At 41.5% G+C, this 14611-nt stretch carries 14 protein-coding genes and 1 tRNA gene; 6 read left to right on the top strand and 9 right to left on the bottom strand.

All coding sequences use genetic code 11. The features are described from left to right. Positions 1-23: 23 nt before the first annotated feature. From AWW72_RS18575 to AWW72_RS18605, 7 genes are all read right to left on the bottom strand, one after another. On the bottom strand, positions 24-2147 hold the full coding sequence (locus tag AWW72_RS18575; protein WP_032810841.1) for a type I secretion system permease/ATPase: 2124 nt from the start codon (positions 2145-2147) through the stop codon (positions 24-26). Further along, a complete protein-coding gene (locus AWW72_RS18580) occupies positions 2147-3637 on the bottom strand; it encodes a TolC family protein (RefSeq protein WP_081410403.1) in 1491 nt (496 codons plus the stop codon). Before AWW72_RS18580 ends, AWW72_RS18575 begins: the two co-directional genes overlap by 1 nt. A gap of 347 nt (positions 3638-3984) precedes the next feature. Then, on the bottom strand, positions 3985-4731 hold the full coding sequence (gene lptB / locus AWW72_RS18585; RefSeq protein ID WP_004773613.1) for an LPS export ABC transporter ATP-binding protein: 747 nt from the start codon (positions 4729-4731) through the stop codon (positions 3985-3987). Then, a complete protein-coding gene (gene lptA / locus AWW72_RS18590; RefSeq protein WP_005258742.1) occupies positions 4731-5279 on the bottom strand; it encodes a lipopolysaccharide transport periplasmic protein LptA in 549 nt (182 codons plus the stop codon). The genes lptB and lptA overlap by 1 nt, the downstream gene beginning before the upstream one ends. Further along, positions 5263-5811 carry an LPS export ABC transporter periplasmic protein LptC gene (gene lptC / locus AWW72_RS18595; protein WP_004773616.1) on the bottom strand — a complete coding sequence of 183 codons (549 nt, stop codon included), beginning with the start codon at positions 5809-5811 and terminating at the stop codon, positions 5263-5265. Before lptC ends, lptA begins: the two co-directional genes overlap by 17 nt. 39 nt (positions 5812-5850) lie before the next feature. Continuing rightward, a complete protein-coding gene (locus AWW72_RS18600; RefSeq protein ID WP_004773617.1) occupies positions 5851-6390 on the bottom strand; it encodes a KdsC family phosphatase in 540 nt (179 codons plus the stop codon). Positions 6391-6393: 3 nt separating this feature from the next. Further along, positions 6394-7371 (bottom strand): KpsF/GutQ family sugar-phosphate isomerase, encoded by a 978-nt coding sequence (locus tag AWW72_RS18605; protein ID WP_004773618.1) that lies wholly within the window; start codon positions 7369-7371, stop codon positions 6394-6396. A gap of 375 nt (positions 7372-7746) precedes the next feature. Here AWW72_RS18605 and AWW72_RS18615 point away from each other — a divergent pair, with 375 nt between their 5' ends. The 5 genes from AWW72_RS18615 to AWW72_RS18630 all read left to right on the top strand — a co-directional run bounded on the left by AWW72_RS18615 (position 7747) and on the right by AWW72_RS18630 (position 11688). Beyond that, positions 7747-9153 (top strand): purine-cytosine permease family protein, encoded by a 1407-nt coding sequence (locus AWW72_RS18615; protein WP_062848311.1) that lies wholly within the window; start codon positions 7747-7749, stop codon positions 9151-9153. 109 nt (positions 9154-9262) lie between these two features. Beyond that, complete coding sequence (gene cysS / locus AWW72_RS18620; RefSeq protein WP_062848312.1) at positions 9263-10684, top strand: cysteine--tRNA ligase; 1422 nt, start codon at positions 9263-9265, stop codon at positions 10682-10684. Positions 10685-10746: 62 nt separating this feature from the next. Continuing rightward, positions 10747-10822, top strand: a tRNA-Gly gene (locus AWW72_RS18625). Positions 10823-10974: 152 nt separating this feature from the next. Continuing rightward, positions 10975-11100, top strand: a complete 126-nt coding sequence (ykgO, locus tag AWW72_RS19265; RefSeq protein ID WP_005231541.1) for a type B 50S ribosomal protein L36 — start codon at positions 10975-10977, stop codon at positions 11098-11100. Between the two features lie 111 nt (positions 11101-11211). Further along, positions 11212-11688, top strand: coding sequence for a copper resistance protein NlpE (locus AWW72_RS18630; protein ID WP_062848313.1), 477 nt, complete (start codon positions 11212-11214; stop codon positions 11686-11688). 97 nt (positions 11689-11785) lie between these two features. Here AWW72_RS18630 and tsf read toward each other — a convergent pair whose 3' ends face one another. After that, positions 11786-12661, bottom strand: coding sequence for a translation elongation factor Ts (gene tsf / locus AWW72_RS18635; RefSeq protein ID WP_004773622.1), 876 nt, complete (start codon positions 12659-12661; stop codon positions 11786-11788). A 138-nt stretch (positions 12662-12799) separates the two neighbouring features. Then, positions 12800-13552, bottom strand: coding sequence for a 30S ribosomal protein S2 (rpsB, locus tag AWW72_RS18640; RefSeq protein WP_004652723.1), 753 nt, complete (start codon positions 13550-13552; stop codon positions 12800-12802). A gap of 215 nt (positions 13553-13767) precedes the next feature. Between rpsB and map the strand changes: the two genes are divergently transcribed. Beyond that, complete coding sequence (map, locus tag AWW72_RS18645; protein ID WP_004773623.1) at positions 13768-14592, top strand: type I methionyl aminopeptidase; 825 nt, start codon at positions 13768-13770, stop codon at positions 14590-14592. Positions 14593-14611: the final 19 nt, after the last annotated feature.

Here is a 14611-nt window from a genome sequence, read left to right on the forward strand (position 1 = left end):
AATTTGCCTCTATTCTCTAAGTATTAAACTATTTTTTGTTTTATTGCTGATTGTTGTAAGACTTGTTCTACTGGCCCATCCATCACGATCTTGCCTTCATTCATAACAATAATCCGGTCAACCAATTCCAGTACAGCACGACGGTGGGTCGCCACCACTAAAGTTCGATAACCAAGCCAGTTTCTTAAATGGTCAATAAGCTGCTTCTCGGCGACATCATCAATGGCTGCCGTTGGCTCATCAAGCAACAGAATGTTGGGTTGACGAATCAAGAGACGTGCTAACAATAAAGCTTGTCGTTGCCCTCCAGAAAAACCGACGCCCCCTTCTAAAACCAGATGATCAAGCCCTTCTTTCTTCTCATGCACAAAGCTCAATGCACCCGTCACTTTCAGTGCTTTTAAAATGTCTTCATCGCGTGCGAGTGGTGCGCCCAAAGTCAGGTTTTCACGGATCGTGCCATAGAATAGATGTGCATTCTGATTGAGTAAGCCCATGTCACGACGTACATCGGACGGATCAATCAGGCTGATATCCAGATCATCTAAATGAACCGAACCTGCATTCGGAAATTGCATGGCAGATAAAATCTGAAGTAGTGTTGATTTGCCTGCACCATTACGCCCGAGAATGGCAATACGTTCACCAGCACGGATCTTCAAATGCGGGATAGACAAACTTGGACGAGGATCATCTTCGGAATATTGGAATACAACTTTTTTAAGCTCGTAGTCGCCGTGTAGTACTTCTTTATGAACCAGATGGGCTTGATCTGCCTGATCAACAGGCTTTTTCATTAACTCATCCAGACCTTTTTTAGCCACTTTGGCTTGTTGTAAACGTCCGAGAATCCCTGTGATTTGCGAAATCGGTGCCAGCATACGAGAAGACAAAATCGAACATGCCACCAATGCACCCGTGGTCATATCACCTTTCATCACCGCAAAACAGCCCACCAGAATTACCGCGGCATAGGTCAGGCCCTGAATCTTTTGCGTCCATGCCGTGAGCACACCAACAATTTTACGTTGTTGCATACTAATATCGGCAGACACTTCATTCATGTGGTTCCACTGGTTCTGGAAACGCGACTCCGCACGTAATAGCTTAATATCTTCAATACCTTGCACGGCTTCGACCAGAATCGCATTACGGATAGAAGATTCGCGCATCCCTTCTTGTGCCAGTTGAGCCAGTTTCTTTTGTGCCAAGATCGCAGGCAAAATCATTAAAGGCACGACCAGCAGCATGACCCAAAATAAATTTCCGCCAATCAGCGCAAAGATAATCAGGAATAAGAAGAAAAAAGGTAAATCTGCAATCGCGCCCATTGTGGTCGAAGTGACCAGCTCACGTACGCCTTCCAGCTCCCGAATTTGAGAAATAAAAGTACCCGTAGATTTAGAACGTTCACTATTTTTGATACGTAGTGCATGACCAAATACACGATCTGACACTCTTAAATCAGCACGTTTTCCAATAATATCTGAAATGTAAATACGCGAAAGACGCAGTACAAATTCGAAAATCGCAGCGATTAATACACCGGCTGCCAATACCCAAAGTGTCGGAATTGATTGTGAAGGTACGACCCGATCATACACCTGCATCGAGAAAATAATGGTCGCCAATGCCAGAATGTTGGCAATCATCGATGCCAGCATAATGTCGATATAACGCTTCCAGTCTTGCAGAGCGATCGACCAGAACCAGCTTGGTTGATAAGGTTTGATATATTCATCAACACGCGCATCTGGCACCGACTGTTCAGGACGCAGTACATAGACATTTTTAATGATGTGTCTTAGCGCACCCACCGCAAATTTTTGCGAAAGTCCCTGATCACCACTCAACTGAATACTGACATGGCCAGTACCATCAGCCTTATCGATAACACCTACCTGTCCATCAGCCAATTCGACCAATACAGGTAAACGCCAAGGGTTGATCACTTCATTAGTGAAAGCAACTTTGCGTAAATTCAGGCCAATCTGGCGGCTAATCAGCACCAGAACTTCATCCAGATTCTGGTTTTGATTCCAGTCCAGTTGTAAGCGAATCCGTTCTTCAGATGGTTCAATTCGGTAATGCTTGGCGATGGTTAATATTGCTTGTAACCAGGGCTGATAATTTATTTTTGTAGTAATCATGGTTGTACCTCAAACCCTTGTATATTTAAATTATTGAGGTCATAGGCCTGACGAGAACGTCCTGTCGCAGCAATATATTGCGCAATGCTACTGTAAATATCATAACGTGCTGTTTCAGCCTCTGAGTTCGCACTATGAATCGCTTGTTCTGCATTTAACAAATCGACTAAAGTTCGTGTTCCCAACTTATATTGTTCTTGATAAAGCTCTCTTGTACGTATTGTTGTTGCTTGTTGTCCCGCTAAAACCTGCATCTGGCGTTGTTTATTTTCAATTTGTTCACGGCTGGTTCGGATCTGATCCAGCACTTTTAGATAAACCGCATTGACCTGTGCTCTTGCTGCCTCTTCAGCATAACTGGCGGCCTTGGTTCTTGAGGAAGTTGCTCCCCCTTGGTAGAACTGGCTGCTGGCTTCGAGCATGATCGCACTATCAAAGCCACCCTCTTTATCATTACCCGGGTTGCGTCCGTGTAAAGCCTGACTCAGTTCTCCTTTTACAGATAGTGTCGGATAATTACTCACTTGTGTCTGTAATTTTTGATTACGCGCAACTTCAATACCCGCCTGTGCAGCGATCATTTGCGGAATGGTGTTGAATTGTGGTGTTGCGTATATATCTGATTGTTTTACAAAATCTTCAGGAATCGCCCATTTCACATTACGGGTATCAAAACCAAGTAATGTATAAAGATGTTGCTGATACTGACTGAGTAAAGATTGCTGGGCAATCATCGCTGACTGTGCTGATTGTAAATACGATTGCGCTTGGATCGGGTCAGCCTGACTACTGATTCCGGCATTTGCTCGCAGATTCGCCATTTCCTGAATCCGTCTGATCCCTGCGATCTGCTGATTTGCAATCTGAATAAGGGTTTGATAACGCTGAATATTGATAATTGTTTGCGCAACATCTAGTGAAATATCATCAATTTTCACCAGCACATTGGCTTGCCCAACCACAACCTTGGCCTTTTCTACATTAACACCAGATTTAACCTTGCCGAAATCATAAAGCATCTGGGTTGCACTTAAAGTCAGTAATTGCTGACCGCGAGTACTTTTCTTACCTAAGTCTCCCGTGCTGACACCACCACCAATCTGTGGATAATAGCCCGATTTTGCAACATCGATATTGGCATTTTGTGAAGCCAATGCTGCGATTCCTTGAGAAATATCAGGATTACGTTGTACCGCAACCTGTACTGCATCTTTCAATACTTTACGTTGATTCTGCCAAAATGCATTTGCGACTGCCGTCTCTTGCGGACGCCCTGATCCAACAACAGGCAAATCACTGCCTAATGATGAATCGACCGAGAAGTTACTCAGTTTTTGCATCTGGGCAACTTTAAATTCATCACTACTTTGCGGAACAAACAGCCGAGACAGATTATTCTTTAAAGTGTGATATTGTTCACTTGGTGTTGTTGCATGTGTCATTGGCACAGATAGCGTTGCTACATAAAGTAACCACTTAAAATCCATACTTCTTTTCCATGATCCATTATTCACTTTTATATCTTTCTTTAAGTTCATATTTTTTCGTATTGTTATCATTTCAGCATTTTCATTTTAATCATTTTTTTACATAAAACACTATGTTCTAAACACGTTTTCACACATTTATAAGTGTTTATTTTTGTAAAACAGTTCTCATTTTTATAAAATATGCCAAACTAATTAAAAAAATAAAATAAATATTTATCAGCAAATTACAGCAAAATCCCCAATATTTCCGAGCAGAAGCCTTGGTATTCAAGATTTCCAATTAAAAAACTGCCATAAAAAAAGAACCTTTCGGTTCTTTCTTCACATACAGAATCCATTCGGTGTTAAACGACGAAATCGTCACCTAAATACACTTTACGCACCTGTTCATTATCCAGAATTTCTTGTGGAGTACCCTCAGCAATCACGGATCCTTCACTGACGATATAAGCTTTTTCACAAATCGCTAAAGTTTCACGCACGTTATGATCGGTAATGAGTACACCAATACCACGATCTTTGAGGGTTTGGATAATATCTTTAATATCACCTACCGAAATCGGGTCAACCCCGGCAAAAGGCTCATCCAGCAGCATAAACTTTGGATCAGCAGCCAAAGCACGCGCAATCTCAGCACGGCGGCGTTCACCACCAGAAACACTCATACCCAATGAATCTTTAATATGGGTAATTTTAAAATCACTTAATAACTCATTCAAACGTTGCTGGCGCTGCTGTTTGTTCAAGTCTTTACGCGTTTCTAAAATCGCCATAATATTTTCAGAAATCGTTAACTTTCTAAAAATCGAAGCTTCTTGGGGTAAATAGCCAATGCCTTTACGCGCCCGTTCATGCATCGCAAGATCAGACATATCGAGATCATCTAAATGAATCTCGCCTTTATCCATACGAACAAGACCAACAACCATATAGAAGCTAGTGGTTTTCCCTGCACCATTCGGGCCAAGCAGACCAACGATTTGTCCACTTTGCATAGTAAAAGAAACGTCTTTTACCACCCAACGTTTACTATAGTTTTTAGCTAAATGCTTAATACATAAAGTCTGTGGTTGTTGCACTGCCTGTTCCATTAATCACGCGCCCCTGGAAAGCTTTTAGAGCTTGATGGTGGAATAATGATTTGTACACGATTGCTCGAAGAACCTTGAGCCTCGACATCACCTTTATTCATACTATATTTCAGGCTATTACCACGAATGCTTGAACCATCCTGATACAGGTAAGCATTACCTGTTAGCGTGATAATCCCAGTATCTGCGTTATATACGATATTTTGGGCTTCGCCACGTGCCAGACCTTTATTGGCATCCATTTGTTGCTGGAACTTCGCAGGTCGCCCCTTTGCTGTAATGGTCTGGATTTCTTTACGGCTATTTAAGTTTGCAACCAGTGAGTCTGCTTGCAATTTCATGGTGCCCTGCTCAATCACGACATTACCGGTATAGGTCGTTACACCCGATTTATCATTATAGGTTGCACGATCAGCAACCAGAGAAAGCTGTTGATTGCGGTCTGACGGCAAGGCAAAGCTCGTGCTTGCAGATAACGCAACCACAGCGACACAGCCGGCTTGTTTAAGGAAAGTTAGACGAGATTTAGAATTAAGAGCTTGGCGCATACTTTCCTCGAATTTTGTAAAATTCATATTGACCATTATTCATATTAGCCTTTAGACCTTGACTCACAAACTCAGCAGTTGGCGATTGAACCGTGACCTGATGTTGTGTTTCGAGTTCTCTTGTTTTTGGGTAACCTGTGAGCTCATCGGTATGAAACTCCATTTTACCCTGATCGGACAATTTCGTCGCAACAACATTACCAAGCAAGACAACTTTAGTGTTGTCATCATAGCCATTTGCCTGTTTTGCGTAAAAGGTTGCGTCAGCTTTGCCCTGTTTGTACATCACTGCATTCAGTTGATCCAGCTGAGAGGTTTTAAGTTGCATATTTTGCTGCAACTGCTTCACTTCAGCACGAATATATAAATTACCCTTCTCATCAGTTTGTGTTAAGTGAACACCCTGTGCGGAATAAGTCATATTCTTGGCTGAATCAACATCCAGCTTTTTTGCCTTGCCACTGTAATAATAATAGCCACCGCTCACCGCAGCGACTGCAACAGCAACAACATATAAAACTTTGGTATCCATAAACTGGGTTACCTAACCTTTGAGCAAATCAACACTATATTAATGTGGTACAGCAAGATATTTTTCAAGCAGTTCTTGGTAAACACCTTTTGCCATCAACAACATATCACAGACTTCTCGAACAGCTCCGCGACCGCCCATCGCCTGAGTCACCAGATTGGCACGGCGGCGGACTTCTTCATGACCATTCGGAACAGTCACTTTCATCCCTGCAATTGCAAATGCAGATAAATCTGGCCAGTCATCACCCATGTAGATACAGTCTTCAGGCAATAAACCGAGTTGGGCGCAAGCTTCACGCAAAGCTGTTCCCTTATCTTCACGCCCTTGATACACCAGATCGACACCGAGATCAGACATCCGTTTTTCAACGATATGACTTTTTCGGCCCGTGATAATAATCACTTTCATACCTGCTTGCTGGACTAGTTTCATGCCCAGACCATCACGGATATCAAATGATTTAATTTCATCACCAGAATTGGTTAATGTAACAAAGCCATCGCTTAAGATTCCATCCACATCAAGCACGAGTGCCTGTAAATGACGTGCTTGTTCTTGTAAAGCATAAGATGCCATGGCTTAATTTACTCCCGCCTGAATAAGGTCATGCATACTGATCACACCAATCACTTTTTTCGCGTCATCCACCACAACAAACTGATTAATTTTTCTCTCATGCATTTTTTCTAATGCTTCCACCGCACGGGCTTCTTGAGAAATCGTTAACGGATTTTTGGTCATTACTTCAGAAACTGCCAGATTGACATCAAAACCTTGTTGCTGGTCAATCATTCGACGTAAGTCACCATCGGTGAAAATACCCAATAACGTATCATTGTCATCAACAATCGTGGTTAAACCAAGACGCTTATCAGAAATTTCATATAACACCTTATTCATTGGTGTATCTGGACGTACTTTCGGTAATTCTGAACCTGTATGCATGAGATGCTTCACATGCAACAGTAACCGTTTACCCAATGCACCTGCTGGGTGTGAACGCGCAAAGTCATCTGCTGTAAAGCCACGTGCTTCCAGTAGCGCAACGGCTAAAGCATCACCGAGAACCAGTGTCGCCGTTGTACTTGATGTTGGTGCCAAGCCTAAAGGACATGCTTCGTCAGCTGCGCCCAGTGTTAATGCAACATCTGCATTTTGTGGCATTGGACCTTTATCATCACGGCTAATCGTGATTAATGGCACGCCTAAATGCTTGATCAGTGGCATCAACATCATGATTTCATCACTCTTGCCCGAGTTTGAAATCGCAATAAGTACATCGCCACGCACCAGCATGCCCAGATCCCCATGACCCGCTTCACCTGGATGCATAAAAAATGAAGGTGTACCTGTCGATGCGAAGGTTGCCGCCATTTTACGACCGATATGACCCGATTTCCCCATACCGGTAATCACAACACGCCCTTGGCATTGCAGCAATATTTCACAGGCACGATCAAAATGTTCATTAATTTGTGTTGCAAGTACTTCAATCGCTTGCTGTTCAATACGCAGAGTTTCTATTGCGCTTTTCTGGAAATTTATGGCTTGTGACATATGAGCTTGACTCAAAATAATACTCTATCTACCTATTGGCAGATGATTTTAATCAAAAGAATGAGGGCGATTCTAACATAACTGTGAATTATGCACGTTTCTAAATGTATAAGTTTTCATGAAAAATGGAGAGCTTTTCGGCGTGTAATCGTTGATCACGAATTTGTGTGAAATACAAAATTTTCGTCATTCTCTTCCGTATAGGATTTACAGCTTCATCAGGGACAGAAAACTTACCTTTCTTAACACAAATAAATTTGCCCAGATTTAAAACAACTTGTATATACATATATGCACTAGATTGTACATAAGCATACTAAAACCAGATCATGTATTTTCTATAACAATCAATGCTTCATGGATCAGGAGTAAAAGATGAGCTCATTGGATGAGAAAGAAAAACACCAGTTTGTTGAAAACCGAAGTATTGACTTCATTCCAGAACATGAACGACATGGCAGTGTATTTGGTCAATTTACCCTGTGGTTTGGTGCCAACTTACAAATAACTGCAATCGTTACTGGTGCTTTGGCCGTTGTGCTTGGCGGAGATGTGTTTTGGTCCATTATTGGTTTACTGATTGGACAGTGTTTCGGAGCCGTTGTGATGGCTTTACACGCAGCACAGGGTCCAAAGCTTGGTCTTCCACAAATGATTTCAAGCCGCGTTCAATTTGGGGTATATGGTGCTTGTATTCCAATCGTGTTGGTTTGTCTGATGTATATCGGATTTACAGCCACTGGTGAGGTACTGGCAGGTAAAGCTATCGCACAATTGATCAATGTCAGTAGTACAACAGGTATTTTAATTTATGCCTCTTTTATTGTGATCTTTGCGACCATTGGTTACCGCTTAATCCACTGGGTTGGAAAAGTTGCCAGCGTGATTGGCATCATTGCATTTGTGATTATTTTAAGTCAGATTTTAACTCATTCAAATTTCTCAGCATTAATCGCAGTTCAAAAATTTAGCTGGCCTTCATTTTTATTGGCAATTTCGCTTTCAGCCTCTTGGCAAATTTCATTCGGCCCTTATGTGGCGGATTATTCCAGATATTTACCATCAAACACCTCCTCCACCCGTGTTTTTCTGGCGGTTGGTTTAGGTTCACTGCTCAGTTCGCAAATCTCCATGACCTTGGGTGTATTCATTGCACAAATTTCACAAGGTGGCTTTGTCGGGAATGAGGTGCAATATGTGGTGGGTATGAATGCTGCTGCACTGGTGATTACTTTTTTATATTTCAGCATCGCCTTTGGCAAAGTCACCTTATCGACACTCAATGCCTATGGTTGCTTCATGTGTATTGCAACCATTTGGAATAGCTTCAAACCCAAATATCAAATTTCTAAACTCACGCGGTTAAGTATCGTACTGGGTATGGTGGCTATTTCGACCTTGATCGCAATCTTGGGTGAACATACATTCTTAAATACCTTTAAAGCATTCATCCTGTTCTTGCTCACCTTTTTTATCCCGTGGAGTGCAATTAATTTAGTCGATTACTATTTCATTTCTAAAGAAGAGTGCGATGTGGCTGCATTATATGATCCGAACGGAAAGTATGGCCGCTGGAATAGTATCGGTATTGGCTGCTATGTCATGGGTGTTTTACTACAACTTCCTTTTATTCATAGTAAGTTTTTTACAGGTACAATCGCCACAGCATTAGGTGGTATTGATATTTCCTGGCTGGTCGGACTTTTAGCAACAGCGGTGATTTATTATTATTTTGCAAAAAAAGCTCAAGTTCGAGCGACCAGCAAACTACGTTTTGAATAAGGAAAAATATTGCAAACCAAAACCATCTTTTTTACTACTGATAACTTTATGAAATATGGTGCATACGTTATGATGAATAACGATTTTTGTAGAGTGTTTGAAAACCCTTATGCAACCTTTTGTTCTATATAATTCTGAGCAACGTAAAAAAGTTGAATTTGTCCCACGCAAAGAAGGTCAAATTGATATGTATGTGTGTGGTATGACTGTTTATGATTACTGTCATATCGGGCACGCTCGAGTTATGGTTGCATTTGACTACATCATTCGCTTCTTGCGTAGTCAGGGCTGGAAAGTTCGCTATATCCGTAACATCACCGACATTGATGACAAGATCATTGCACGTGCCAATGAAAATGGTGAGAGCATTCAACAACTCACCACACGTTTTATTGATGCTATGAATGAAGACGCAGCAAACTTGGGCTGTGCTGCACCGGATGAAGCGCCAAAAGCAACTGAATATATTGATCAGATGCAAAGCATGATCAACACCTTGGTTGATAAAGGTGCTGCTTATCCGTCTAGCAATGGCGATGTATATTTTGAAGTCAGTAAATTCGATAAATATGGTCGTCTATCTGGTCGTAAACTGGAAGACATGCAAGCGGGTGCATCTGAGCGCGTTGATGTTGAAGTTGAAAAGAAACATCCATTTGACTTTGTGCTTTGGAAACATGCCAAAGAAAATGAACCGGCTTGGGCTTCACCTTGGGGCAATGGCCGTCCAGGCTGGCATATTGAATGTTCTGCAATGTCGACTTGCTGTTTGGGCAATCATTTCGATATTCATGGTGGTGGTTCAGATCTGATGTTCCCACACCATGAAAATGAAATCGCCCAAAGTGAAGCATCGACTGGCGAACAATATGTTAATTACTGGATGCATGTGGGCTTCATCAACGTTGATGGCGAGAAAATGTCTAAATCTTTAGGTAACTTCTTCACCATCCGTGATGTGATGGAAAAATTCCATCCAGAAGTGATTCGCTACTTCATCGTGTCATCGCACTACCGTAGTCCAGTCAACTTCTCTGATGTTGCCTTAAAAGAAGCGAAAACAGCACTCAGCCGTTTCTATCACTCTTTTAAAGCCTATCAGCAAGTTTATGGTCAAAAAACCACTGAGACTTTAGAACAGCACTTTGTTGAGCGTTTTAATAGTGCGATGCGCGACGACTTTAATACTGCTGAAGCAATGGCAGTCCTGTTTGAACTCAATAAGGAACTGAACCGTGCAGTCAAAGAAGAACAAGCTGAACAAGCCACGCTTCTTTACTCTACCCTACGCCATTTAACTGACATTCTTGGCTTGGTTCAGCATGATGTTGATGACTTCCTCAAATCAGATATTGGTCAGGAAGCGCTAGCGCTTTCAGATGCTGAGATTGAAGATTTTATCCAGCAACGTGTCGATGCAAAAAAAGCCAAAGACTTTGCCAAAGCTGATGGTATTCGCCAATCGTTATTGGATCAGGGTGTAGTTTTGGAAGATACACGTCAAGGGACAATCTGGCGACGTGCTGATTAATTCAACACTTAGCATACTAGAGAGTTGACAGCTGAATGAAACTCTCTATAATGCGTCCTATTGCGGGAATAGCTCAGTTGGTAGAGCATAACCTTGCCAAGGTTGGGGTCGCGAGTTCGAGTCTCGTTTCCCGCTCCAAATTCAAAAAAGCCCTTATCGAAAGATAAGGGCTTTTTTATTTCTGATACTTATATCTTTCACAATCCCCTCCCACACATCAAGGATGACAAACTTTACACACCCACTTTAATGTAATATTATAACATTACATTAAATACAGAGAATCAAAAATGAAAGTATGCTCATCCCTTAAAAGTGCCAAACGCCGTAGTGCTGATTGTCAGATTGTAAAACGTCGCGGCAAGCTATTTGTCATCTGCAAATCAAATCCCCGCTTCAAGGCAAGACAAGGTTAAACTTGTCTTGCTTTACCAAAGGTTAAACAACCCTTACATTCCCTTACTTCCATTTCTTTTTAAAATCTAATAACTTGGATATCAATACTTTCGAATAAGGTTATATCCAAGATGAAAAAATCAATTATTGCCATTTCTCTAGCGTCTATTTTCCTTGTGGCATGTAACAAGGCTGAAACACCAAAAACTGACGAGCAAACTCCACCAGCAGCGACCACAACAGAAACAACGCATGAAGCTGTTGATAGCGCGCACACAGCGGAAAACTCTCTCGACTGGAATGGTACTTACAAAGGCGTACTTCCATGCGCTGACTGTGAAGGCATTGAAACTGAACTTGAACTGAATCAAGACAAGACCTTTGAGTTAAAAGAAAAATATTTAGGTAAAGGCGACGGTAAAGTATTCGAAAGTAAAGGTAGCTTCGCCTTTGATACTACAAACACATCAATGATTACATTGGATAAAGCTGGTGATGGCCGTAAATATTTCGTTGCTGAAGGTTATCTAAAAGCTTTAGATACAGAAGGTAAAGAAATTACAGGTGAATTGGCAAGCAAATACGAGCTTAAAAAAGAAGCTGACTAAGCCTTAAATAATTAAAAAAGCCCATTTACGAAGTGGGCTTTTTAGTAAGCAATAAAAAACCCAGTCAAAATGACTGGGTTTTTTTAGAAGATACGAATTACTTCGCAGCAGCTTGAGCAGCAGCAACTTCTTCTGCGAAACTCATTTCAGCTTTCTTCTCAATACCTTCACCCACTTCGAAACGAACGAATTGAGCTACAACAGTACCAGTCGCTTTCAATACGTCAGCAACTTTCTTATCGTTGTCGATAACATACATTTGACGATCAAGAGCAACTTCGTTCAAGTATTTTTCAACTGAACCAGTTACCATTTTCTCAACGATGTTCGCTGGCTTACCAGATTCTAACGCTTTCGCTTCAGCAATTTCTTTCTCTTTAGCGATCAAGTCAGCTGGAACAGCTTCAGCATTTACTGCAACTGGGTTGAACGCAGCAACGTGCATTGCAATACCTTTACCAGTATCAGCATCACCTGTGTAAGATACAACAACACCGATTTTTAAACCGTGCTTGTAAATAGCCAAGTTTTCGCCTTCAACGATTTGAGCGCGACGAACTTGAATGTTTTCACCGATTTTTTGAACAAGCGCAACACGAGCTTCTTCTACAGTCGCACCGTCTTCAAGCTTAAGTTCAGCAATTTTCGCAGCATCAGTTTCATTTGCAGCAAGTGCAGCAGTAGCAACTTTATCAGAGAAGTTTTTGAAGTTTTCGTCTTTAGCAACGAAGTCAGTTTGACAGTTAACTTCAACAAGGATTGCTTTGTTACCGTTTTGGATGATAGTGATCGCACCATCAGCAGCAATGTTACCTGCTTTTTTAGCAGCTTTTGCTTGACCTGATTTACGAAGGTTATCAATCGCAAGTTCGATGTCACCGTCTGCTTCTGTTAATGCTTTTTTGCATTCCATCATTGCAAGACCAGTACGGTCACGTAATTCTTTTACCATGCTCGCAGTAACTGCAGTCATGTTGATCTCCTAAAATCGGTAGAAAATAAATCTGTTCAACAAAAACGGCCCAAAGAATCTCTGGGCCGTTTGCAATCTCGACGCTTTAATCTGCCACCATTACATGTCGCAAAAATGACAAGCTTGCGTCAAAACGCATTAAGCCTCAGAAGCGTCTTTAGCAGCGTCGTCGCCTTTTGCTTGTGCATTTGCTTGTGATTGAGCATATTCTTTACCAGCAAGAATCGCATCAGCCATAGCAGAAGCATACAAAGTTACTGCACGGATCGCATCGTCGTTACCCGGAATAACGTAATCAACGTTGTCTGGGTTAGAGTTTGTATCAACGATACCGATTACAGGAATACCTAAGTTTTTCGCTTCTTTGATTGCAATCGCTTCGTGATCAACGTCGATTACAAATAATGCGTCAGGTAAACCACCCATGTTTTTAACGCCGCCTAAAGCACGTTCAAGTTTTTCCATCTCACGAGTACGCTCTAAAGCTTCACGTTTAGTAAGCTTAGCAAAAGTACCGTCTTGAGATTGAGTTTGAAGATCTTTTAAACGGTTGATAGATTGGCGAAGTGTTTTCCAGTTCGTCAACATACCACCTAACCAACGGTGATCTACATATGGTTGACCAGCGCGTTGAGCTTGTTCACGGATGATGTTAGAAGCAGCTCGTTTTGTACCAACGAATAATACTTTGTTCTTTTTGCTCGCTAGGTTGTTAACGAAGTTCAAAGCATCATTTAACGCAGGAACAGTGTGCTCAAGGTTAATGATGTGAATTTTGTTACGCGCGCCAAAAATGTATTGACGCATTTTTGGGTTCCAGAAACGAGTTTGGTGACCAAAGTGTGCGCCTGCTTGAAGAAGGTCGCGCATGCTTACGTTGTAATCTGCCATTTTCTTTACCTTAAAGTTTGGGTTAGGCCTCCATATATCCGCATTCTCCACCTATTGCTAGGCACCCAGAGTAATGTGTCGATATATGTGCGGATTTTTTTTACGACTATTATTATCAGATAATTTCGTAAAATATATTCACGAAAAGCATTTGATAAAATAGGCGGCTATTTATACCATAGACGCTTGCAAATTACCAAAAGTTTTTAGAGATCATGAATACAACTTATACAGCCCCTCGTCGATTAATCAAAACACCTGAAGAAATTGAAAAGATGCGTGTTGCTGGCAAATTGGCGGCTGAAGTTCTAGACATGATTAAACCGCATATTAAAGCGGGTGTGAGCACACTAGAACTCGATACAATCTGTCGCAATCACATTGAAAATGTTCAACAGGCAATTCCTGCTTGTGTAGGTTACGGCGCAGCCCCAGGTCGCCCTGCTTTCCAGCATTCTATTTGTACCTCGGTCAACCATGTGGTTTGTCACGGTATTCCTTCTGAAAATAAAATCTTAAAGAACGGCGATATTCTTAATATTGATGTAACAGTCATTAAAGATGGTTATCACGGTGATACCAACATGATGTATATCGTGGGTGGTGAAACCTCTATTCTTGCAAACCGTTTGTGTTCAGTCGCTCAAGAAGCGATGTATCGCGGTATGGCAACTGTAAAAGATGGCTCATACTTGGGTGATGTCGGTTATGCAATTCAACAATATGTTGAATCTGAGCGTTTCAGTGTCGTACGAGAATATTGCGGTCATGGTATCGGTAATGTATTCCATGATGAACCACAAGTTTTGCATTATGGGCAAAAAGGCACGGGTATGCGTCTGGAAGCAGGCATGACTTTTACAATTGAACCAATGGTCAACGCAGGTGTTTGGCAAACCAAGCTTTTAGGCGATAAATGGACAGTTGTCACTAAAGATCACAAATTATCTGCTCAATATGAACATACGATTTTGGTAACAAAAACAGGCATCGAAGTTTTAACTGCACGTCCTGAAGAAGACTTATCTCGTTTTATGTAATTTATTTTGTTTAATTTTT

This window comes from Acinetobacter sp. NRRL B-65365, assembly GCF_001605865.1.
Lineage (GTDB): Bacteria > Pseudomonadota > Gammaproteobacteria > Pseudomonadales > Moraxellaceae > Acinetobacter > Acinetobacter vivianii.

What these genes read in the sequence shown, in the direction of transcription:
- cysS (WP_062848312.1), top strand. Translation starts at nt 9,263, where the DNA reads ATGCAACCTTTTGTTCTATATAATTCTGAGCAACGTAAAAAAGTTGAA.
- tsf (WP_004773622.1), bottom strand. Translation starts at nt 12,661, where the DNA reads ATGACTGCAGTTACTGCGAGCATGGTAAAAGAATTACGTGACCGTACT.
- lptB (WP_004773613.1), bottom strand. Translation starts at nt 4,731, where the DNA reads ATGGAACAGGCAGTGCAACAACCACAGACTTTATGTATTAAGCATTTA.
- lptC (WP_004773616.1), bottom strand. Translation starts at nt 5,811, where the DNA reads ATGGATACCAAAGTTTTATATGTTGTTGCTGTTGCAGTCGCTGCGGTG.
- AWW72_RS18615 (WP_062848311.1), top strand. Translation starts at nt 7,747, where the DNA reads ATGAGCTCATTGGATGAGAAAGAAAAACACCAGTTTGTTGAAAACCGA.
- AWW72_RS18600 (WP_004773617.1), bottom strand. Translation starts at nt 6,390, where the DNA reads ATGGCATCTTATGCTTTACAAGAACAAGCACGTCATTTACAGGCACTC.
- rpsB (WP_004652723.1), bottom strand. Translation starts at nt 13,552, where the DNA reads ATGGCAGATTACAACGTAAGCATGCGCGACCTTCTTCAAGCAGGCGCA.
- lptA (WP_005258742.1), bottom strand. Translation starts at nt 5,279, where the DNA reads ATGCGCCAAGCTCTTAATTCTAAATCTCGTCTAACTTTCCTTAAACAA.
- AWW72_RS18605 (WP_004773618.1), bottom strand. Translation starts at nt 7,371, where the DNA reads ATGTCACAAGCCATAAATTTCCAGAAAAGCGCAATAGAAACTCTGCGT.
- AWW72_RS18630 (WP_062848313.1), top strand. Translation starts at nt 11,212, where the DNA reads ATGAAAAAATCAATTATTGCCATTTCTCTAGCGTCTATTTTCCTTGTG.
- ykgO (WP_005231541.1), top strand. Translation starts at nt 10,975, where the DNA reads ATGAAAGTATGCTCATCCCTTAAAAGTGCCAAACGCCGTAGTGCTGAT.
- map (WP_004773623.1), top strand. Translation starts at nt 13,768, where the DNA reads ATGAATACAACTTATACAGCCCCTCGTCGATTAATCAAAACACCTGAA.
- AWW72_RS18580 (WP_081410403.1), bottom strand. Translation starts at nt 3,637, where the DNA reads ATGGATTTTAAGTGGTTACTTTATGTAGCAACGCTATCTGTGCCAATG.